Genomic DNA, 21,280 nt, shown 5'->3' on the forward strand with positions numbered 1-21,280 from the left:
TAAGACAGATATTTTTGCCTTTTTCTTACGACATCTCAGTGCCGCGGGAGCATGCTCGCCACTGCCACGATGGTTGTGTTAACAATGGCGCTTCACTCGCCCGGCAGGGGCGATGCACGGAGCATCGCGGGCGCGACCTGGACTTGAGATGTGGGGTGTGTGATGTCGGCAGTGGCCAAGCCGGCGCCCGGCGATGGAGCCGCAGAAAGCAACCGCGAAGCCGCGGTATGCGACCTGCTGGTGGCGCGGGGGCGGCTGAAAGACAGCGATCTGGCGCGCGCGCGGCGGCTGCATGAAGAGTCGCCCGAGGGCACGCTGACGGCGCTGATGGCCCGCCTGGGCCTGGTGTCCGAGCGCGACCTGGCCGAGGCCTGGTCCGAATTGCTGCACACGCCCCTGCTCGCCGCGCGCGAGGCGCCGGAGTTGCCGCCGGCGGAGCTGGACCTGTCCCCGCGCTTCCTCAAGCTGCACCACGTGGTGCCGGTGCGCGACGGCGACGACGGCCTGGCCCTGCTGGTGTCCGATCCGGCCGACCCCTATCCGCTGCAGGCGGTGGAACTGGCCGCCGGGCGGCCGGTCACGCTGCGCATCGGCCTGCGCTCGGAAATCGACGACCTGATCGAGCGTTATTACGGCTCCGGCCGCTCCGCCATGGGCACCATCGTGGAGAACCTCGACGGTGGCGCCGCGGTGGAGGACGACGTCGAGCATCTGCGCGACCTGGCCTCCGAAGCGCCGGTGATCCGCCTGGTCAACCTGATTCTGCAGCGCGCGGTGGAACAGCGCGCCTCGGACGTGCACATCGAGCCGTTCGAGAACCGCCTGAAAGTGCGCTACCGCATCGACGGCGTGCTGCACGAAGTGGAAGCGCCGCCGTCCAGTTCCACCGCCGCGGTGATCTCGCGCGTCAAGATCATGGCCAAGCTCAACATCGCCGAGCGGCGCCTGCCACAGGACGGCCGCATCCAGCTGCGCGTGCAGGGCAAGGAACTGGACCTGCGCGTGTCCACCGTGCCGACCAGCTTCGGCGAGTCGGTGGTGATGCGTATCCTCGACCGCGAATCGGTGGTGTTCGATTTCTCCACCCTGGGTTTCACTTCCGCTTTCCAGCAGCGCTTCGTCGACGTGCTGGAGCGCCCGCACGGCATTTTGCTGGTCACCGGCCCCACCGGCTCGGGCAAGACCACCACGCTGTACACCGCGCTGGGCAAGATCAACACGCCGGACGTGAAGATCATCACCGTCGAGGACCCGGTCGAATACCAGATCGAAGGCATCAACCAGATCCAGGTGAAGCCGCAGATCGGGCTGGACTTCGCTGGCGCCCTGCGCTCGATCGTGCGCCAGGATCCGGACGTGATCATGATCGGCGAAATGCGCGACCTGGAAACCTGCCGCATCGCGATCCAGTCCGCGCTCACCGGCCACCTGGTGCTGTCCACCCTGCACACCAACAGCGCCGCGGGCGGCATCACGCGCTTGCTGGACATGGGTGTCGAAGACTATCTGCTCGGTTCCACCGTCAACGGCATCCTGGCGCAGCGCCTGGTGCGCCGGCTGGATCCGGAAACCGCGACGCCTTACGAAGCGCTGCCCGAGGTGATCGAGCAGTTCGAGCTGCACAAGTACACCGACGAGCGCCCGATCCGGCTGTGGAAGCCCGGCAGCAGCGCGGCCAATCCCACCGGCTACCGCGGCCGCCGCGCCATCATGGAGTTCCTGGTGATGTCCGACCCGCTGCGCCGCCTGGTGATGCAGCGCGCCGACGCCGGCGAGATCGAGCGCCAGGCGCGCGCCGAGGGCATGCGCACCATGTACGAGGACGGCATCGCCAAGGCCGTGGCGGGCATCACCACGCTCGAGGAGGTGTTGCGTGTCACGCAGGAGGGCTGAGAGCCGGGAATGGGGAATAGGGAATAGGAAATCGGCGCAAGGTCCGACGCTGCCGTTATTCCATGCGCCCTATGAAAGATCTGCCGCCCCAGCTTCCAAGGCTTGCGCCGCGCTGCTCCCTATTCCCCATTCCCTATTCCCTATTCCCCGCGCGAGCGGCAGCGGCACATGAGCCAGTTCCACTACCGCGCCGTCAGCGACACCGGCGACATCCTGCACGGCGAAATGGAAGCGGCCAGCGTCGACGAGGTGATCGCGCGCCTGCAGGACCAGGGCCACACCCCGCTGGAAGCGCGCCCCGCCAACGAGGCCGGCAGCACCGGCAGCTTCGGCGGCCTGTTCAAGCGCGGGCCGTTCACCGGCGACCAGCTGGCGCAGTTCACCCACCAGCTGGCCACGCTATTGGGCGCCGGCCAGCCGCTGGACCGCGCGCTGGGCATCCTGCTGGACCTGCCCGAGGGCGAGCGCGCCAGGAAGCTGATCGAGCGCGTGCGCGACCGCGTGCGCGGCGGCACCACGCTGTCGCAGGCTTTCGACGAAGAGCACGGCGTGTTTCCCAAGCTCTACATCAGCCTGGTGCGCGCGGGAGAGGCCGGCGGTTCGCTCGAAGACACCCTGCGCCGCCTGGCCGACTACCTCGAGCGCAGCCAGCAATTGCGCGGCAGCATCGTCAATGCGCTGATCTATCCCGCCTTCCTGATGGTCGGCGTGCTCGGCTCGCTGGTGCTGCTGCTGGCCTATGTGGTGCCGCAGTTCGTGCCGATCTTCGAGGACATGCAGGTGCCGATCCCGCTGATCACCCAGGCGGTGCTGGCGCTGGGCAACCTGATCCAGTCGTGGTGGTGGCTGCTGGTGCTGCTGATCGGCGGCGGCATCTTCGTGTGGCGCGCGCGCATGCGCGACCCGGCCTACCGCCTGGCCTGGCACGGCAAGTTATTGCAGAAGCGGGTGGTCGGCCCGCTGCTGCTGAAGGTCGAGACCGCCCGCATCGCCCGCACCCTGGGCACCCTGGTCAAGAACGGCGTGCCGCTGCTGTCGGCGCTCACCATCGCCCGCCAGGTCACCTCCAACCGGGCCCTGGACGAGGCGCTGGCCCAGGCTGCGGAACAAGTGAAGGGTGGTTCGGGTCTGAGCCTTGCGCTGGCCCAGTCGCAGCGCTTCCCGCGGCTGGCCCTGCAGATGGTGCAGGTGGGCGAGGAGGCCGGCCAGCTCGACACGATGCTGCTGAAGGTGGCCGACACCTTCGAACTGGAGAGCAAGCGCGCGATCGACCGCCTGCTCGCCGCGCTGGTGCCGGCGCTGACCATCGTGATGACCATCCTGGTGGCCATCATCATGGCGGCGATCCTGCTGCCGCTGCTCAGTCTTACCAGCAATATTCAATGAGAGGGAATCACGTCATGAAACGTTTCGTTGTCGGGAATCGGGAATCGGGAGTAGGGAATAGGGAAAACCGCCGTACCGCGCGGCGCACTGCTTTTCCGATTCCCGATTCCCGATTCTCTATTCCCCGCCGTACCAGCGGCTTCACCCTGCTGGAAATGCTCGCGGTGATCGTGCTGATCGGCATCATCGGCGCGGTGGTGGTGACCCAGGTCGGCAAGAACGTGGACAAGGGCAAGTACGGCGCCGGCAAGGCGCAGCTCACCACGCTCAGCCAGAAGGTCGAGAACTACGCGCTGGACAACGGCTCGCCGCCGCAGCAGCTGCAGGACCTGATCGCCAAGCCGGCCAATGCGCGCAACTGGCAGGGTCCGTATGCGAAGGAATCGGAGCTCAAGGATCCCTGGGGCCATGCCTTCGGCTACAAGTACCCCGGCGAGCACGGCAACTTCGACCTCATCTTCTACGGCCAGGACGGCCAGCCCGGCGGCGACGGCTACAACGCCGACGTGGGCAACTGGCAGTAAGCGATGAAAGGGGAACGGGGAACGGGGAACGGGGAACAAGGAGCGGCGGTACGCACCGCCGCTTTTTCCCGTTTCCCGTTCCCCGTTGCCCGTTCCCTGCGCGCTTCGCGCGCACACGGCTTCACCCTGCTGGAAATGCTCGCCGTGATCCTGCTGATCGGGATCGCGGCGGCGGCGGTTTCCGTGTCGGTCTCGCAAGGCCTGGCCAGCGCGCGCGTGAATGCGGCCAGCGTCGAAATGGCCGCGGCGCTGCGCGCCACGCGCGCGCAGGCGATCGTCACCGGCAAGGAGCAGGTGTTCGACGTCGACATCCGCAAGAACACCTACAAAGGCGCCGACCATCGCGACGTGCGCCTGCCCTCGGGCATGAAGCTCTCGATCACCAGCGCCAAGGAAGACCAGCCCAACAGCACTACCGGCCGCATCCGCTTCTTTCCGGACGGCAGCTCCACCGGCGGCCACATCACCCTGCAGCGCGAGCAGCGCAAGTGGCAGGTCAATGTGTCGTGGCTGACCGGCGCGGTGAGTGTGGTGACGACGTGAAACCGCCGGTAGCGACGCGCAGCGGGGGCTTCAGCCTCCTGGAAGTGATCGCCGCGATCCTGCTGCTGGCGATCGCCTTCACCGCGCTGATGCGCGTCACCGGCGGCTCGATCGGCCTGACCAACAACGCCGCCGACTACACCCGCGCCGCGCTGTGGGCGCACAGCCTGCTCGATACCGTCGATGCCGAAGGGCCGCTCAAGCCCGGCCGCAGCGAAGGCCGCTTCGACCAGCAATACCGCTGGCGCCTGACGGTGACGCCGTGGACGCCGGTCGACGTCGACCCGCAGCAGCAGCTGTCCTCGCTGGTATTGACCAAGCTGGATCTGGACGTGCTGTGGGGGCAGGGCCGCAGCGAGCGCACCGCGCACTTCAGCACGCTGCGCCTGACCATGCCGCCGAATGGGCCGCAGTGATGAAGAGCGGGGAATGGGGAATAGAGAATAGAGAATCGGGGACGGCGTGCGACGCTCCGGCTGGCCGTTCGCCGCTTTCCGATTCCCTATTCTCTATTCCCTGTTGCCACCGCAGGCAGCGCGGCTTCAGCCTGCTCGAAGTGCTGGGCGCGCTGGCGCTGATGGCACTGCTGCTGCTGGGCGTGTATTCGGGCGTGCGCACCGCCACGCGCAGCGTGCGTTCCGGTTCGATCGCGGTGGAGCGGCTGGACCAGTTGCGTTCGGCCCAGCAGTTCATGCGCCAGGAACTGACCCAGATTGCGGCGGTGCCGCAGGGTCGCGATCAGAACGGAGACAGTATCTATTTCACCGGCGATGCGCAGAGCATGCGCTTCGTCGCGCCGCTGCCGGGTTATCTGGGCAAGCTGGGGCCGCAGCTGCAGGAGTGGAAACTCGTGTCCAACGACAAAGGCGGCTCGCGGCTGGAAGTGCGCTTCGCGCTGTTGCCGCCCGACGGCAGCAACCCCAGGCCGCTGGGCGAGCCCGAAGTGCTGATGGACGACGTGCGCGAAGGACATTTCAGCTATCGCACGCCGGACCTGCCCGACCAGCCCGGCACCTGGCAGGCGACCTGGCCGGACCCGCGCCTGCTGCCGCGCGTGGTGCGCGTGGAGCTGAAGCTCGACGGCCTGCACGACTGGCCGCGGCTGGATGCGCCGCTGCGCATCGATCCCACCGCCGGCCAGCAGATGGACCTGCTGCGTGGCCTGCGCCGCCAGCCGGTGACGCGATGAGCAGGCGCCAGGCCAGCGCGAGCCCGGCACGCCAGCGCGGCGTCGCGCTGCTGGTGGTGCTGTGGGCCTGCACCCTGCTGGCGATCGTGCTCGGCGGCTATGCGCTGCTGGCGCGCAACGAAGGCCTGCAGGCGCGCTACCAGTTCGCCCAGCTGCGCGCGCATTACGCGGCGGAGGCGGGCATCAACCGCGCCATCTACGCGCTGCTCACGCCGTCGCCGGACCGGCGCTGGATTCCCGACGGGCGCGTGTATCCGCTCCAGTACGAGGACGCCAAGGTCGGCATCCGCATCGTCGACGAAACCGGCAAGGTCGATTTCAACGCGGCCTCGCCCGAGGTGCTCAAGGCCTTGTTCCGCGCCGCCGGCATGAACGACGGCGCGGCCAGCGACCTGGCCTCGCGCGTGGTCGAATGGCGCAGCTTCGGCAACCCCACGGACGTGAACAACAACGCGGCCTACCTCGCGGCCGGCCGCGACTACGGCCCGCGCCACGGTCCGTTCGCCAGCCTGGAGGAAGCGCAGATGGTGCTGGGCATGGACCCGGCGGTGTATCGCAAGATCGCATCGCAGATCACGATCTGGTCGGGCCGCAATGCGCCCGATCCGAACTACGCGCCGGCGCTGGCCATGCAGGCCATTCCCGGCATGACGCCGGACCAGGCGAACGCGGCCTACGCCGCAAGACAGCAGGCCGGTACTACGCAAGGCCTAGGCGGCAGTCAGGGCGTAACGCATAGTATTCGTTCGGAGGCAACGCTACCGGACGGCACGCGGGCGATCCTGCGTGCCACGGTGCGGTTGCAGGGAGCCAGGGCCGGAACGCAACCGTACGCGGTGCTTCGCTGGCAGGAGGGAGACGGGGAATGAGCATGACCAGCTCGCTGCGACCGCAGCTCGAACAGGTGCGCCGCGCATGGCGGGCTTCGCCGTTGCCGCGGTTCTTCGCCTGGTGGGGCGGCGAGCTTGCCGCGCTGCTGCCGGCGGGCCTGCGCGCGCGCTTCGGCGGCGGCGCGGCCTGGCATCTGCTGGAGCGCGCCGATGGCGACTGGCGCCTGCGCCGCGACGGTTCGTCCGAGCCGCTGGCGCAATGGAGCGACGAACTCGAAGCCTCCGGCCAGCAGGCCGCGCTGGCCGACGGCCTGCGCGGCGTCGATCGCGAGGACTTGCGCCTGGCCCTGTGCCTGCCCGCCGCGCAGGTGCTGCGCCGTCCGCTGCTGCTGCCCGACGCCGCGCGCGACACGCTGCGCCAGGTCGGCGCGTTCGAGATGGACCGGCAGACGCCGTTCCGCCCCGAGCAGGTGCGCTACGACATCCGCGAATTGAACGCGCCGGCGCCGGCCGGCCGCATCGCCGCCGAACTGGTGGCCGTGCCGCGCACCACGCTCGATCCGCTGCTGGGCCGGCTCGGCCAGCTCGGCATCGCGGTGGACGCGGTGGACATGGCGGTCGACGCCGGCCGCTGCGGCGTCAACCTGCTGCCGCCGGAACAGGCGCCGCGCCGCACGCGGCCGCGCCAGCGGCTGAATCTGGCCCTGGCCGCGGCGATCGTGGTGCTGGCCGGCCTGGTGCTGGGCGAGTGGCTGCACAACCGGCGCGATGCGCTGGAGCAGATGCAGGCCCAGGTCGAGACCATGCGCGGCGAGGCGCAGAAAGTCGGCGCGCTGCGCCAGCAGCTGCAGGACATCGCCGGCGCCGCCGGCTTCCTGGCCGAGCGCAAGAAGAACACTTCTTCCGCGCTGGCCGTGCTGCAGGATCTCAGCCAGCGCCTGCCGATGACCGCGTGGCTGGAACGCCTGAGCATCGACAACACCGGGCAGGTCGGTTTCCAGGGCCAGAGTCCGCAGGCGGCACGCCTGATCGATGCGCTGAAGGATTCCACTGTCATCGCCAATCCGAATTTCCAAGGCACCATCCAGGCCGACCCGCAGACCGGCAAGGAACGCTTCTACATGGTTGCGCAACTGCGCAAGAAGATCCCGGCCAAGCCGGCGCGCCCGGGCGCGCCGGGCGCGGCCGCCAGCAGCGGAGAACAGCCGTGAAGCTGGCCGCGATGAAACCCCGCGACAGCCGCATCGCGGCGCTCCTGCTCCTGCTGGTGGCGCTGGTGATCACTTATTTCGCGCTGCTGCACTGGTGGTTCGTGGCGCCGATGCTGGACGTCAACGCGCAGATGGCCGACCTGCGCGACACGCAATCGCGCTTCGCCGCCGCTATCGCCGAGAAGCCGCTGCTGGACAAGCGCATCGCCGCGCTGGGCCAGGGCCAGGCCACCAGCAATGCCTTCCTGCCCGAGGACGATCCCAATGCGGCCGCCGCCGGCATGATGCAGCGCGTGGTCGACGTGGTCGCCGCGCATGCCGAGGGCGGCAGCTGCGAAGTGACGCAGAAGATGCCGGTGCCCAATCCGGCCACCCACGACGAGCCTTACCGCAAGGTGGCGGTGAGCATCAGCCTGCGCTGCGACATGCAGCCGTTGGCCGCCGTGCTGCACGACCTGGAACAGGGCACGCCGTATCTGTTCGTCAACGAGATGAGCGTCTACCGCAACCCGGTCGCCGCGCAGCAGAACAACAGCGCGCCGCCGCTGGAAGTGCAGTTCACGCTGTGCGGCTACGTGCGCCAGGCCAGCGGCGGCGCGCCCGCCACGCAGGCCGCGCCGCAGCAGCCGGGCGGGGAGGACGACGCATGAACGCCGCCGCGCAGCGCCGCCTCACCCCCGTGCTCGGCGGCATCGCCGGCGTGCTCGCCCTGCTGCTGTGCGTGCTGCTGGCCGGCGTCGGCCGCGGCGTGCACTGGAATCCGCCGCGCCCGACCGAACCCCTGCCGGACATGCACGACAGCGCCGCCGACCTGCCGCGGCCGCTGCCGCTGGAGCAGTTCGGCATCGTGTGGCAGCAGCCGGTGTTCAATCCCGACCGCAAGCCGATCACGCGCGCCGCCAAGGGCGGCGCGAGCCTGGGCGAGATGCAGCTGACCGGCATCATCCTCACCTCCAGGCTGCACATGGCCCTGCTGCACACGCGCGGCCAGGACGCCGACGTGCGCGTGGCCGAAGGCGCCTCGCTGCCGGACGGCAGCTGGAAGCTGGTGGAAGTGAAGCCGCGTTCGGCGGTGTTCGAATCCGGCAGCGGCCGCACCGAACTGGAACTGCCCGCCGGCGCGCCGATCGACGCGCCCAAGGCCGACGGCCAGCCGCCGCCGCCACCGCAGCAGCCCGGCAACATGACCGGCCCGATCGCGGTGCCGCCCGGCGCCGTGCAGCGGGTGGGACCGGGCATCGCGCCGCAGCCGCCGCCCGACAACAACGAACCCCGCCCGCAGCAGGCCGACAGCTCGCTGCAGGCCGAACGCATCCGCCAGCTCAAGGCCGCCATCCAGAAGCGTCGCGCCGAACAGCAGCAACAGCAGCAAGCCGGCAATCCTGAAGGAGCACACTGATCCATGTCCCCTTACTTCACCAAGCCGGCATGCCGCATCGGCAGCCTCGCACTGGCGGTCTGGCTGGCCGGCTGCGCCTCCATGCCGCCGCCCAAGGACGACGGCGCGCTGCAGCGCGAGGCCATGGCCGGCACCGAAAAGCCCGCGCCCGCGCCGCAGCCGCTGAACACCGGCGTCGGCCCCGCCGACAACAAGGCCATCGCGCCACAGATCAGCGAAGGCAGCGGCAACTTCATCAAGCCCACCGCGCTGGCCACGCCGCGCACGCCGGCCAGCGGCGACGGCGCGGTCACCTTCAATTTCGAGAACCAGCCGGTGCAGGCGGTGGTGAAGGCGATCCTGGGCGACCTGCTCAAGCAGAACTACACCATCGCGCCGGGCGTGCAGGGCAACATCTCGTTTGCCACGGCGGAGCCGGTGGATTCCAGCCAGGCCATGCCGATCCTGGAAACGCTGCTGTCGTGGACGGGCAATGCGCTGATCAAGCGCAACGGCGGCTACGTGGTGGTGCCGGCCAAGGAAGCCGTGGCCGGCAATCTGGTGCCCAGCCTGGGCGCCGCGGCGCCCGCCGCCGGCATGCAGGCGCGGCTGTTCCCGCTGCGCTACATCTCGGCCGCCGAGATGCAGAAGCTGATCAAGCCGTTCGCGCGGCCGGACGCGATCCTGCTGGCCGACCCCTCGCGCAACCTGATCGTGCTGGCCGGCTCGCCGCAGGACCTGGCCAACTACCAGCGCACCATCAACACCTTCGACGTGGACTGGCTGCGCGGCATGTCGGTCGGCGTGTTCAACCTGCAGCGTGCCAGCGTGGCCGAGCTGATGCCCAAGCTGGACGGCATGTTCGGCGCCAAGGGCGACACGCCGCTGGCCGGCATGCTGCGCTTCATCCCGATCGAGCGCACCAATGCGCTGGTGGTGATCAGCACGCAGCCGAACTACCTGCAGGAAGTGGGGCAGTGGATCGAGAAGATCGACCGCGGCGGCGGCAACGAGCCGCAGCTGTTCGTGTATGACGTGCGCAACATCAAGGCCTCGGACCTGGCCCAGTACCTGGCGCAGATCTACGCCAGCGGCAACGGCGGCGGCAGTTCCGGCGGCCGCGTCGGCCCCGGCCTCAACGCGGGCACGCTGGGCGGCAGCGACAACAGCTACGGCTCCGCCAGCGGCATGGGCAGCACCGCCGGCAGCTTCGGCAGCAGCACTACCGGCGGGCTGGGCGGCAGCAGCGGCGGCCTCAATGGCGGCATGAACAGCGGCCTCAACAGCGGCATCAATTCCGGCGCCGGCTTCAACGGCGGCGACGCCAGCAAGACCGGCGGCTTCGGCGGCCCCGGCGCCTCGATCGGCAGCACCTTCGGCTCGCAGCAAAGCAGCGGCGGCGCCAACCAGGCGCCGCAGCAGTACAGCTCCGAGGACGGCAGCGTGCGCATCAGCTCGGTGGACGCGAACAACCAGCTGCTGGTGCGCGCGCGTCCTTCGCAGTGGTCGGAGATCGAATCGGCGATCAAGCGCCTGGACAACACGCCGCTGCAGGTGCAGATCGAGACGCGCATCCTGGAGGTAAAGCTCACCGGCCAGTTCCAGTTCGGCGTGCAGTGGTACCTGGAAGGTCTGATCGGCGGCACCAACAACGGCAACGGCACCTACACGCCGGGCCAGCCGGGCAACCAGCAGCAGTGGGGCCTGGGCCAGGGCGGCGTCACCTACAACCCCGGCACCAGCACTTCGGCCGGCGACGCGTTCTTCTACTCCTTCATCAACCACAACCTGCAGGTGGCGGTGCGCGCGCTGGAGCAGAACGGCAATACCAAGACGCTGTCGGCGCCCTCGCTGGTGGTGCTGAACAACCAGATCGCGCAGATCCAGGTCGGCGACCAGGTGCCGATCAACCAGACCAGCGTGAACCCTGGCGTGGGCACGGCCACCTACAACCAGGTGAACTACCTCAATACCGGCGTGATCCTCAACGTGCAGCCGCGCGTGAATCCAGGCGGCCTGGTCTATCTCAACGTGCAGCAGCAGGTGAGCTCGCCGAGCTATCCGGCCGGCCAGTCCAACCCGACCATCTCGCAGCGCTCGATGGGCACCCAGGTGGCGGTGCAGAGCGGGCAGACGGTGCTGCTGGGCGGCTTGATCTCGCAGCAGGACGGCACCACCGACGTCGGCATCCCCGGCCTCAACCGCATCCCGGTGCTGGGCCGCCTGTTCGGCTCGACCAACCGCAACCGCACGCGCACCGAGCTGATCGTGCTGATCACCCCGAAGGTGATCGGCAGCAGCGAGGAAGCCAAGCAGATCACCGACGAGTACCAGCAGAAGTTCGAATCGCTGGCACCGCTGCGCCAGCAGGCGGCGGGGGCTGCGCCGGCGTCGCAGCCGTATCCCACCAAGTAACGCGCGCACTTACCCCCTCTCCCCTGCGGGGAGAGGGTTGGGGTGAGGGGGGCCTACGGAGCGGTGAAGCGCGAGCACAAAAGCGAGCGACGCTTCGTCGATCTTCCGTAGCGAGCCCCGGCCCCTCATCCGCCTGCCGGCACCTTCCTCGCTCCTCAAAGCAGAGCACATCCATGTGCTCTCCCCGCGTGCTCCCCGGAGGGGCGAAGGGTCTCTCCGTTGAAGGCCGTTATCATTCCGGCGATGACTCTCGCCTTCCCCATCACCCCGCTGCTCCCCGAGATCCGCGCCTCCCTCGCGGCGCATCCGCGCCTCGTGCTGGAAGCGCCGCCCGGCGCCGGCAAGACCACCCAGGTGCCGCTGGCCTTGCTTGGCGAAGCCTGGCTGGCCGGCGGCAAGCTGCTGATGCTGGAACCGCGCCGCATCGCCGCGCGCGCCGCCGCGCAGTTCATGGCGCGCCAGCTCGGCGAGGAGCCGGGGCAGACGGTCGGCTACCGCATCCGCTTCGAGTCGAAAGTCAGCGCGAAGACGCGCATCGAAGTGGTGACCGAAGGCATCCTCACGCGGCTGATCCAGGACGACCCGGAACTGGGCGGCATCGGTGCGATCCTGTTCGACGAATTCCACGAGCGGCATCTGGCGGGCGATCTGGGCGCGGCACTGGCGCTGGACGTGCAGGCCACGCTGCGCCCGGAGCTGCGCCTGGTGGTGATGTCTGCCACGCTCGACGGCGAACGCATCGCGCAGTGGCTGGACGCACCGCGCATCAGCAGCCCGGGCCGCAGCTTTCCCGTGCGCATCGACTATCCGCCGGCACGCACCCAGGAAAGCACCGAGCATCAGCTGGCCCGCGTGGCGCGGCTGGCCCTGGAGGAAAACGACGGCGACGTGCTGGCCTTCCTGCCGGGCCGCCGCGAGATCGCGCGTGCCGAGGCGGTGCTGGCGCAGACGCTGGAGCGCGGCGACGTCGACGTGGTCGCGCTGCACGGCGAGCTGTCGATGGCGGAACAGCAGGCCGCGCTGAGCCCGGCCGAGCCGGGCACGCGGCGCATCGTGCTGGCAACGAACGTGGCGGAATCGAGCGTGACCTTGCCGGGCATCCGCGCGGTAGTCGACAGCGGCCTGGCGCGCGAGCCGCGCTTCGATCCGAATTCCGGCTTTACGCGGCTGGAAACGGTGACGATTTCGCAGGCGTCCGCGGATCAGCGCGCCGGACGCGCGGGCCGCGTGGCCGAAGGCACGGCGTATCGGCTGTGGCCGCAGAGCAAGCGGCTGGATCCGTCGCGGACGGCGGAGATCGCGCAGGCGGAACTGTCCGGTCTGGCATTGGAATTGGCGGCGTGGGGTGTGACGGCCGAGAGAGGCAGTCTGCCGTGGCTCGATGCGCCGCCGTCCGGTGCGCTGGCGCAGGCGCGCGAACTGCTGATCGCGCTCGGTGCGCTCGATGCGAGCACGCGCATCACCTCGCTCGGCCGCCGCATGCTGGAACTCGGCGCGGCGCCACGCCTCGCCGCCGCCGCCATGCGTGCGGTGCCCGAGCTGCACGCACTGGTCGCCGACCTGCTCGCACTAATGGAAGCGCGCTCCCCGCTGCGCGGCGAACAGGCGCGCAGCGACGATTTCCGCGCGCGCGTCGATGCGCTGCACGCCTGGCGCGACCGCCGCACCGCCGGCGCGCGCGGCGGCGCCGATACCGGTGCGCTGGCCGCGATCGAACAGGCCAGCAAGGGCTGGCGTCGTCGCTTGGATTTGCGCACCGCCGCCAGCGGCGTGCCGGACAGCCACGCGGTCGGCGATCTGCTGCTGCATGCGTTTCCCGATCGCGTGGCGCGGCGCGACGACAACAATCCCCTGCGCTACACGCTCGCCAACGGCCGCGGCGCGCGCCTGCACGAAGGCACGGCCCTGCTCGGCGAACCCTGGCTGGTGGCGCTGGACCTGCGCTACGAGGCGCGCGACAGCCTGATCCTCGCCGCCGCGCCGCTGGATCCGCGCGTGCTGGAACGCGACTATCCCGCGCAGTTCCGCCGCGAGCGTGCGCTGCGCTGGAACGACGAGCGCAATGCGGTGGAGGCGTTCGAGGAACACCGCTATGCCGGCATCGTGCTGTCGCGGCGCAGCGTGCCGGTGCAGCCCGGAGATGCCTTGCCCGCGCTGCTGGCGGCGATCCGCGCGAAGGGACTGGATGCGCTGCCGTGGAGCGAGCACGCACGCCGCCTGCGGCTGCGCATGCAGGCAGTGCGCGAATGGATGCCGGAACTCGGCCTGCCCGATGTCAGCGACGACGCGCTGCTCGCGTCGCTGGAAACCTGGCTGGCGCCTTACCTCGACGGCAAGCGCCGCTTCGATGCGCTGAGCGCGGAGGAACTGTCACAGGCGCTGTCGTCGCTGTTCGATTACGAACAACGCCGCGCGCTCGATGCGCACGCGCCGGAAAACCTTACCGTGCCCAGCGGCATGAGCCGCCGCATCGAATACGCCGCCGGCGAACCGCCGGTGCTGGCGGTGAAGCTGCAGGAACTGTTCGGCCTGGCCGATACGCCGCGCGTGGGCAATGGCCGCGTGCCGGTGACGCTGCATCTGCTGTCGCCCGCGGGGCGGCCGATCCAGGTCACGCAGGACCTGAAAGGCTTCTGGGAGCGCACGTATCCGGAAGTGAAGAAGGAACTGAAGGGGCGCTATCCGCGGCATCCGTGGCCGGACGATCCGTGGAGCGCGACGCCGACGCACAGGGCGAAGCCGCGCGGCACCTGAACTCCCTCTCCCCAGCGGGGAGAGGGCTGGGGTGAGGGGGACCTACGGAGCGTAGAAAGCGGCAGCCTGAAGGCGAGCGATGCTTCGTCGATCTTCCACCGCGAGCACCCGCCCCTCATCCGGCTGCCGCCACCTTCTCCCCGGAGGGGAGAAGGGTTCACTTAGCCGGCTGCCGGTATCAGCGGCCTGCCGCTCTCCAACACCGCAAACGCCGCCGCCCCCAGCAGCCCCGTCTCCGGATGCACCATCGCAATCGTCGGCACCTGCTCCATGGTTTCCTTGAAGCGCCCCTTCGACTCGAAGCGTTCGCGGAAGCCGCCGCGCTGCAGCCACGGCATCAGGATCGGCAGCACGCCGCCGGTGAGGAAGACGCCGTCCCAGCCGCCCAGGCTCAGCACCAGGTCGCCGGCCACGCTGCCGAAGATGCCGGCCAGCGTTTCCACCGCGCGCACGCACAGCGGGTCGGTGCCGGCGTTGGCGTGGGCGGTGATGTCTTCGGGGGTGTATTCCTCGGCCTTCAGGCCTTCGATGTCGGCCAGGGCCAGATACAGATTGACCAGGCCGTTGCCGCAGATCATCCGCTCGTTCGACACGCGGCCGAAGCGCGCGTTGAGGCGGTGCAGGATCTCCACGTCTTCCGCCGTGTGCGCGGCGAAGCCGGCGTGGCCGCCTTCGGTTTCCAGCACCGTCCAGCGGCCGTCGCGCAGCAGCAGGCCGGCGACGCCCAGGCCGGTGCCGGGGCCGACCACCACGAAGGTCTGCGCGTGATGCGCGCCGATCTTCGGCGGCTGCGGCGCGCCCACCGGGGTGAGCTCGGCGGCGGCCAGCAGCGGCACGGCCATGCCCTGGGCGGCGAAGTCGTTGATCAGGCGCACCGAGTCGAATTTCAGCTCCGCGGCCAGCTCGTGCGCCGATACCTGCCAGGGATTGTTGGTGACCTTCACCGTCTCGCCGTCGACGATGCGGCCGGCGGCGGCGATCACCGCGCGCTCGGCCGAGCGGCCGCTGTCGGCGAAATACTGGCGGATGGTGTCCGCCATCGACGGGAAATCCTTGACCCGGTAGCGCCGCACGCTGTCCAGCAGCAGGGGTTGGGGCAGGGCCGGGTCGGCCAGGGCGAAACGGACATTGGTGCCGCCGAGGTCGGCGAGCAGGGTGTTGGCGCTGGAAGTCGAGCTCATGAAAGGTCCTGGCAACGGATCACGCAAAGCGTGCCGGGTGCGGACTCAATCGTCCAGCACCGCGCCGTTGCTCTCGATGACCCTGGCATAGAGTTTCGCGGTCGCCTTCGGCGTGCGCTTCTGCGTGGCGAAATCGACATGGTACAGGCCAAAGCGCTTGGAGAAACCCAGGGACCATTCCAGATTGTCCAGCAGCGACCAGGCGTAGTAGCCCTTGAGGTTGACCCCGGCGTCGATCGCCTTGCGCAGCGCGCGCAGGTGCTTGCGCAGGTAGCCGGTGCGCAGCGGATCGTCCAGCACGTCGCCCTCGGCTACCGGCGGGTCGTAGAAGGCCGAGCCGTTCTCGGTGATGTACAGCGGGATGTCGCCGTAGCGCTGCTTGAACCAGGTGAGCGTGTCGGTCAGGCCCTGCTCGAATACTTCCCAGCCGGTCTCGGTGTAGGTCTTGTTGGGCTGGCGCACCGGCGAGGCCTTGAGCGGGTACTGGGCCGGATCGTTCTTCACCACCGCGCGGGTGTAGTAGTTAATGCCGACGAAGTCGACCTTCTGCCGGGTCAGCTTGAAGTCGTCCTGCGGGAAATCCGGCCAGGCCTCGCCGAAGATTTCCTTCAGCTCCGGCGGATAGCTGCCGAGCAGGGCCGGATCGGCGAACTGCTCGTTCATGTAGGCATGCGCGCGGCGGGTGGCGGCCAGGTCGTCGGCACTTTGCGAGTGCGGGTACTTCGGCTCGATGTTGAACACCACGCCGATCTCATGCTTGCCGTGCGCGCGATACGCCTGGATGCCGGCGCCGCTGGCGCGCATCAGGTTGTGCGCGGCGATCGGCGCCTCGTACTTGCTGCGGTGGCCCGGTGCCAGCGCGCCGTGCAGATAGCCGCCGTCGGTGACCACCCACGGCTCGTTGAGCGTGGCCCAGCGCTGCACGCGGCCGTCCAGCGCCTTGAACATCACCTCGGCGTATTCGGCGAACCAGTGCGCGCTGTCGCGGTTGAGCCAGCCGCCGCGGTCGTCCAGCGCCGCCGGCATGTCCCAGTGGAACAGGGTGGCGTTCGGCGCGATGCCGTGCTCCAGCAGCTCGTCGACCAGGCGCTTGTAGAAATCCAGGCCCTTCTCGTTGACCCGGCCGGTGCCTTCCGGCAGCACGCGCGCCCAGGCGATGGAGAAGCGATAGCCCTGCAGGCCCAGCGCCTTCATCAGCTGCACGTCGTCCTTGTAGCGGCGGTAGTGGTCGCAGGCCACGTCGCCGGTGTCGCCGCCGACCATCATCCCGGGGGTGTGCGCGAAGCGTTCCCAGATGCTCGGGCCGGCGCCGTCGGCCAGCGGGGAGCCCTCGATCTGGTAGGCGGAGGTGGCGGCGCCCCACAGGAAGCCTTCGGGAAAGCGGTAGCTGGTCATGGTGGATGTCCCGGATGCCGCATCGCGGCTTGATGTAAACGTTTACATGGAGAGAATAGCGGAAGGACGGGGAACGGGGAACAGGGAGCGGGGAATCTGGAGGTCGCGATATGACGGCGGCGTCCCGGCTTGTCTGTGCTCTTAATGTTCCCCGTTCCCCGTTCCCCGTTCCCCTTTCCCCTTTCCCGATTCCCCAACCCCGGAGCCTCCATGGCGACTGTCCGCCTCAACCAACTACGCAAGGTCTACCCGAACGGCCACGTCGGCGTGGCGGAGGCCAGCTTCGAGATCGCCGACGGCGAGCTGTTGGTGCTGGTCGGCCCCTCCGGCTGCGGCAAGACCACCTTGCTGCGCATGATCGCGGGGCTGGAATCGATCAGCGGCGGCACCCTGAGCATCGGCGAGCGGGTGGTGAACGAGGTGGCGCCGAAGGACCGCGACATCGCCATGGTCTTCCAGAACTACGCGCTGTATCCGCACATGACCGTGGCCGAGAACCTCGGCTTCGGCCTGAAGCTGCGCGGCCAGCCCAAGGCCGAGATCGACCGCCGCGTGGCGGAGGCGGCCAGGATGCTGGAGCTGGAACAGCGCCTGGATGCGCGCCCCGCCGCGCTGTCCGGCGGCCAGCGCCAGCGCGTGGCGCTGGGGCGCGCGCTGGTGCGCGACCCGAAGGTGTTCCTGCTGGACGAGCCGCTGTCCAACCTGGACGCCAAGCTGCGCCTTTCCATGCGCGTGGAGATCGCGCGCATCCACCAGCGCCTGAAGGCCACCATGGTCTACGTCACCCACGACCAGATCGAGGCGATGACCCTGGGCCAGCGCATCGTGGTGCTGAGCGGCGGCGTGATCCAGCAGATCGACACGCCGATGAACCTGTACGAGCGCCCCGCCAACCTGTTCGTGGCCGGCTTCCTCGGCAGCCCGGCGATGAACCTGCTGCGCGGCGTGCTGTACCGCGACGGCGGCTGGAAGCTGGCCATGCCGCAGGGCGAACTGGCGCTGGGCGAGCTGCCGCAGGGCGCGGCGCTGGAAGCCTGGCGCGACCGCGACGTGGTGGTCGGCCTGCGCCCGGAGGATCTGCTGCTGCAGCCCGGCGCGCACGGCGCCGCGCTCAGCGCGCAGCTGGAGGTGGTGGAGCCGGTGGGCAACGAGGTCTTCCTCAACCTGCGCCATGGCGAGCTGGCCCTGGTCTCGCGCATGCCGCCGCGCGAACTGCCGGCGCCCGGCAGCGAGCTGCACTTCGGCTTCGCGCCGGAGCGGCTGCATTTCTTCGATGCCGAGGGCGAGGGCGCGCGCATCGCGTAGGTTGGGGTGAGCGCCAGCGAACCCCCACGGGGACAGCGCGGCAAAATGCCCGATTCCCAGGCGTTGCTCCCGCCTGGCGCTAACATGCACGGGTTCCCGTCCCGACGAGACCCACTCATGAGCTTCCCCGCCATCCGCATGCGCCGCATGCGCCGCGACGCCTTCTCCCGCGCGCTGATGCGCGAGCACACCCTGCTGCCCAGCGACCTGATCATGGTCGCGTTCCTGATCGAAGGCGAAGGCCAGCGCGAGCCGGTGCCGTCGATGCCGGGCGTGGAGCGGCTGTCGATCGATGGCCTGCTGGACCTTGCCGGCGAATGCGTGCGCTTAGGCATTCCCGCGCTGGCGCTGTTCCCCTCGCCGGGCCAGCAGGTAAAGACCGAAGACGCCCGCGAAGCCTGGAACCCCGACGGCCTGATGCAGCGCGCCACGCGCGCGCTGAAGGCGGCGTACCCGCAGCTGGGCCTGATCGGCGACGTGGCGCTGGACCCCTACACCACCCACGGCCAGGACGGCCTGATCGACGGGAACGGCTACGTGATGAACGAGCCCACCGTCGAGGCGCTGATCAAGATGTCGCTGGCGCAGGCCGCGGCCGGCATGGATTTCGTGGCGCCCTCGGACATGATGGACGGCCGCATCGGCGCCATCCGCGAGGCGCTGGAAGACGCCGGCCATATCCACACGCGCATCCTGGCCTACTCGGCCAAGTACGCTTCTTCGTTCTACGGCCCGTTCCGCGATGCGGTGGGTTCGGCCGCGAATCTGGGCAAGGGCGACAAGCACACCTACCAGATGGACATCGGCAACAGCGACGAAGCGCTGCGCGAAGTGGAGCTGGATATCGGCGAAGGCGCCGACGCGGTGATGGTGAAGCCCGGCATGCCGTATCTGGACGTGCTGCGGCGGGTGAAGGATGCGTTCGGGATGCCGACCTTCGTGTACCAGGTGAGCGGCGAGTACGCGATGTTGAAGGCCGCTTCGATGAACGGCTGGCTCAACGAGAAGGCGGTGGTGCTGGAATCGCTGACCGCGTTCAAGCGCGCCGGCGCCGATGCGATCCTGACCTATTACGCGATCGACGCGGCGCGCTGGCTGCGCGGCGAATAACTGCTCTTGCCCCCTCTCCCCTCCGGGGAGAGGGTTGGGGTGAGGGGTCGGGCGGAGCGATGAAGCAGAGGCGGTAAGCAAGCCACGCCCTGTCTAACCGTCTTGGCGAGCACCCGCCCCTCATCTGCCTGCCGGCATCTTCTCCCCGGAGGGGAGAAGAGTTGCACTAGACGTACTGCGCTATTCCATTGCCGAACGACCAATTCTCCTTCCCCGTCTCCAGCAGATTGATCAGCAGATTCTCCGGCCGCAGCCCCGGCTCCTCCGCCAGCAGCTCCGCCATGCGCTTATAAAACGCCTGCTTCTTCTCCGTCGTCCGCGTGTTGTTGCAGGCGATCTGCACCATCACCAGATCGTCGTCGCGCGCGATGCCCAGATAACCGGGGTCGTAATCGAATTCTTCCGCCTCATGCTGGCTGACCAGAATGAAGCGGTCGTTCTCCGGCACGTCGAAGGCTTCGCGCATGGCGCGGTAGATGCCGTTGCGCAGGGCGGCGATGTAGGCGGCGGACTTGCCGCGGCGCAGGGCGATGCGGACCAGGGGCATGGCGGATTCCTCAGGCGGTGACGGGGGAAAGATGGCGGCGGGGCAGGGACACATGCCCGACGTCGTAAAGCTGGCGGCCATCGCGGGCCAGTTCCGGGCGCAGCTCGTGCCACAGGCGCAAGCGCACCAGGGTCCAATGCGTCGGGTCGAAGGCGCTGACCGCGGCGAGCGCGCCGTCGGCGAGATCGGCGCGGACTTTGTCGGCTTCGCGCTCGCGCAGTTCGTCCAGGTCCGTGTATGGCGCGATGTTTTCCAGATCGCGCGAGGCGCACACCGCCTGCCGGGCTTCCGGCGACACCTCCCCCCGCCACACCGACCAGGTGCGCACTTCCGGCCAGCCGAAGGCCTGCGTCACGCCGGCAAAGCCGCTGCTGCCGAGAAACGCGTTCATGCCCTCGGCGTCGTCCCATAGATAGAACGGCGCATAGAGGTTCTGCCGCGTCGGCAGGCGTGCGCCGCGGCGGTCGGCGCTGAGGTAGGCCTTGAAGCGCAGGCGGGGGAAGTCGTCGAGCATCGAACCCTTCTCGGCGATGCGGCGCCGGACGATGCCCATGTCGTAGTCGGCGGGCAGGACGAAGGCGTATTGCATGGCCAGCATGGCGGCACTCCGTGCGGTTGACGGCGCCTACCGTAACGCCACATAGTCGTCCGGAAAATCGGGAAATTCAAAACTCATCGTCCGGTAAAACCGGATGATGGCGGAGGCGGCTCCATGCGGCGGGTGAACTTCGATCTCGATGTGCTGCGCAGCTTCGCGCTGGGCGTGGACCTGGGCAGTTTCGCCAAGGCGGCGGACCGGCTGGGCCGCTCCACTTCGGCGGTGAGCGCGCAGCTGAAGAAACTGGAAGAGCAGGCCGGCATGCCGATCCTGCGCCGGCAGGGGCGCGGCATGGCGCTGACCGAGGCCGGCGAAACCATGCTGGCCTATGCGCGCCGGCTGCTGGAATTGAACGACGAAGCCGCCGCCGCGCTACAGGGCGGCGAGCTGGAGGGCTGGATCCGGCTGGGCCTGCAGGAGGATTTCGGCGAGGCCCTGCTGCCCGACGTGCTCGGCCGCTTCGCCCGCGCCCATCCCAAGGTGCGCATCGAGGCGCGCATCGCGCGCAATGCCGAGCTGCTGGACCGCATCGCCGGCGGCCGGCTGGACCTGGCGCTGGCCTGGGATGCCGGCACGCCGACCGTGACGCCGCATGCCGAACGCCTGGGCGAGATCCCGATGCGCTGGATCGGCCCCGCCGCCGACCTGCCCGGCTGGAGCGCGGACAGCGGCGAACCGCTGCCGCTGGTCTCGCTCGACGCGCCCTGCCTGATGCGCACCGCCGCCGCCGCCGCGCTGGACCGCGCCGGCATTCCCTGGCGCATCGCCTTCACCAGCGCCAGCCTCGCCGGCATCTGGGCCGCCGTCGCCGCCGGCCTGGGCGTGGCCTTGCGCACCGGCGTGGGCCTGCCGCCCTCGGTGCGCGCGCTGGCGCCGGAGGAAGCCGGCCTGCCGCGCCTGCCGCTGCTGGGCCTGCACCTGCATCGCGCCGAGGCGGAACCGGCGCCGGCGATCGCGCGGCTGGAGGCGATCCTGCGCCAGCGGCTGGAAGGACTCTCCGCGTTCGCCTGATGCGCATCGC

General features: G+C 69.3%; 19 protein-coding genes. 15 read left to right on the plus strand and 4 right to left on the minus strand.

The features are described 5' to 3' along the window. Window positions 1-162 precede the first annotated feature (162 nt). The 12 genes from gspE (at window position 163) to hrpB (ending at window position 14,123) form a co-directional block, all read left to right on the plus strand. Window positions 163-1,893 (plus strand): type II secretion system ATPase GspE, encoded by a 1,731-nt coding sequence (gene gspE, locus FHW84_RS06285; RefSeq protein WP_167253489.1) that lies wholly within the window; start codon window positions 163-165, stop codon window positions 1,891-1,893. A gap of 168 nt (window positions 1,894-2,061) precedes the next feature. Further along, complete coding sequence (gene gspF / locus FHW84_RS06290) at window positions 2,062-3,279, plus strand: type II secretion system inner membrane protein GspF (protein ID WP_167253490.1); 1,218 nt, start codon at window positions 2,062-2,064, stop codon at window positions 3,277-3,279. Window positions 3,280-3,398: 119 nt separating this feature from the next. Beyond that, window positions 3,399-3,803, plus strand: a complete 405-nt coding sequence (gspG, locus tag FHW84_RS06295) for a type II secretion system major pseudopilin GspG (protein WP_343203571.1) — start codon at window positions 3,399-3,401, stop codon at window positions 3,801-3,803. A gap of 96 nt (window positions 3,804-3,899) precedes the next feature. After that, the gene (locus FHW84_RS06300) at window positions 3,900-4,346 is read left to right on the plus strand and encodes a GspH/FimT family pseudopilin (RefSeq protein ID WP_167253808.1); all 447 of its coding nucleotides are present in this window, start codon (window positions 3,900-3,902) and stop codon (window positions 4,344-4,346) included. Next, window positions 4,343-4,762, plus strand: a complete 420-nt coding sequence (locus FHW84_RS06305) for a prepilin-type N-terminal cleavage/methylation domain-containing protein (RefSeq protein WP_167253491.1) — start codon at window positions 4,343-4,345, stop codon at window positions 4,760-4,762. The genes FHW84_RS06300 and FHW84_RS06305 overlap by 4 nt, the downstream gene beginning before the upstream one ends. Before the next feature lie 95 nt (window positions 4,763-4,857). After that, a complete protein-coding gene (locus FHW84_RS06310; protein ID WP_343203572.1) occupies window positions 4,858-5,535 on the plus strand; it encodes a prepilin-type N-terminal cleavage/methylation domain-containing protein in 678 nt (225 codons plus the stop codon). Then, on the plus strand, window positions 5,532-6,404 hold the full coding sequence (locus FHW84_RS06315) for a type II secretion system protein GspK (protein WP_167253493.1): 873 nt from the start codon (window positions 5,532-5,534) through the stop codon (window positions 6,402-6,404). The genes FHW84_RS06310 and FHW84_RS06315 overlap by 4 nt, the downstream gene beginning before the upstream one ends. Next, window positions 6,401-7,576: a PilN domain-containing protein gene (locus tag FHW84_RS06320; RefSeq protein ID WP_167253494.1), complete on the plus strand. Its 1,176-nt coding sequence runs from the start codon at window positions 6,401-6,403 to the stop codon at window positions 7,574-7,576. The genes FHW84_RS06315 and FHW84_RS06320 overlap by 4 nt, the downstream gene beginning before the upstream one ends. Continuing rightward, window positions 7,573-8,226, plus strand: a complete 654-nt coding sequence (gspM, locus tag FHW84_RS06325; protein ID WP_167253496.1) for a type II secretion system protein GspM — start codon at window positions 7,573-7,575, stop codon at window positions 8,224-8,226. Before FHW84_RS06320 ends, gspM begins: the two co-directional genes overlap by 4 nt. Further along, window positions 8,223-8,975, plus strand: a complete 753-nt coding sequence (locus FHW84_RS06330; protein WP_167253498.1) for a general secretion pathway protein GspN — start codon at window positions 8,223-8,225, stop codon at window positions 8,973-8,975. Before gspM ends, FHW84_RS06330 begins: the two co-directional genes overlap by 4 nt. A gap of 3 nt (window positions 8,976-8,978) precedes the next feature. Beyond that, entirely contained in the window at window positions 8,979-11,369 is a 2,391-nt protein-coding gene (gene gspD / locus FHW84_RS06335) for a type II secretion system secretin GspD (protein WP_167253507.1), read from the plus strand. A 243-nt stretch (window positions 11,370-11,612) separates the two neighbouring features. Further along, window positions 11,613-14,123, plus strand: coding sequence for an ATP-dependent helicase HrpB (hrpB, locus tag FHW84_RS06340; protein WP_167253810.1), 2,511 nt, complete (start codon window positions 11,613-11,615; stop codon window positions 14,121-14,123). 161 nt (window positions 14,124-14,284) lie between these two features. Here the strand turns inward: hrpB and glk are convergent, their stop codons facing one another. After that, window positions 14,285-15,304 (minus strand): glucokinase, encoded by a 1,020-nt coding sequence (gene glk / locus FHW84_RS06345; protein ID WP_167253508.1) that lies wholly within the window; start codon window positions 15,302-15,304, stop codon window positions 14,285-14,287. A gap of 45 nt (window positions 15,305-15,349) precedes the next feature. Next, complete coding sequence (locus FHW84_RS06350) at window positions 15,350-16,699, minus strand: GH1 family beta-glucosidase (protein ID WP_167253510.1); 1,350 nt, start codon at window positions 16,697-16,699, stop codon at window positions 15,350-15,352. Window positions 16,700-16,909: 210 nt separating this feature from the next. Between FHW84_RS06350 and ugpC the strand changes: the two genes are divergently transcribed. Both ugpC and hemB read left to right on the plus strand, forming a co-directional pair. Further along, on the plus strand, window positions 16,910-18,004 hold the full coding sequence (ugpC, locus tag FHW84_RS06355) for a sn-glycerol-3-phosphate ABC transporter ATP-binding protein UgpC (RefSeq protein WP_167253512.1): 1,095 nt from the start codon (window positions 16,910-16,912) through the stop codon (window positions 18,002-18,004). 117 nt (window positions 18,005-18,121) lie between these two features. Beyond that, window positions 18,122-19,114, plus strand: a complete 993-nt coding sequence (hemB, locus tag FHW84_RS06360; protein WP_167253514.1) for a porphobilinogen synthase — start codon at window positions 18,122-18,124, stop codon at window positions 19,112-19,114. 166 nt (window positions 19,115-19,280) lie between these two features. Here the strand turns inward: hemB and FHW84_RS06365 are convergent, their stop codons facing one another. Both FHW84_RS06365 and FHW84_RS06370 read right to left on the minus strand, forming a co-directional pair. Continuing rightward, on the minus strand, window positions 19,281-19,661 hold the full coding sequence (locus FHW84_RS06365; protein WP_167253516.1) for a tautomerase family protein: 381 nt from the start codon (window positions 19,659-19,661) through the stop codon (window positions 19,281-19,283). Between the two features lie 10 nt (window positions 19,662-19,671). Then, window positions 19,672-20,259, minus strand: a complete 588-nt coding sequence (locus FHW84_RS06370) for a DUF4865 family protein (protein WP_167253518.1) — start codon at window positions 20,257-20,259, stop codon at window positions 19,672-19,674. Between the two features lie 114 nt (window positions 20,260-20,373). Between FHW84_RS06370 and FHW84_RS06375 the strand changes: the two genes are divergently transcribed. Beyond that, entirely contained in the window at window positions 20,374-21,270 is an 897-nt protein-coding gene (locus tag FHW84_RS06375; protein ID WP_167253520.1) for a LysR substrate-binding domain-containing protein, read from the plus strand. Window positions 21,271-21,280: the final 10 nt, after the last annotated feature.

Origin of the sequence: Dyella sp. SG562 (assembly GCF_011759495.1) — a bacterium.
Taxonomy (GTDB): domain Bacteria; phylum Pseudomonadota; class Gammaproteobacteria; order Xanthomonadales; family Rhodanobacteraceae; genus Dyella_D; species Dyella_D marensis.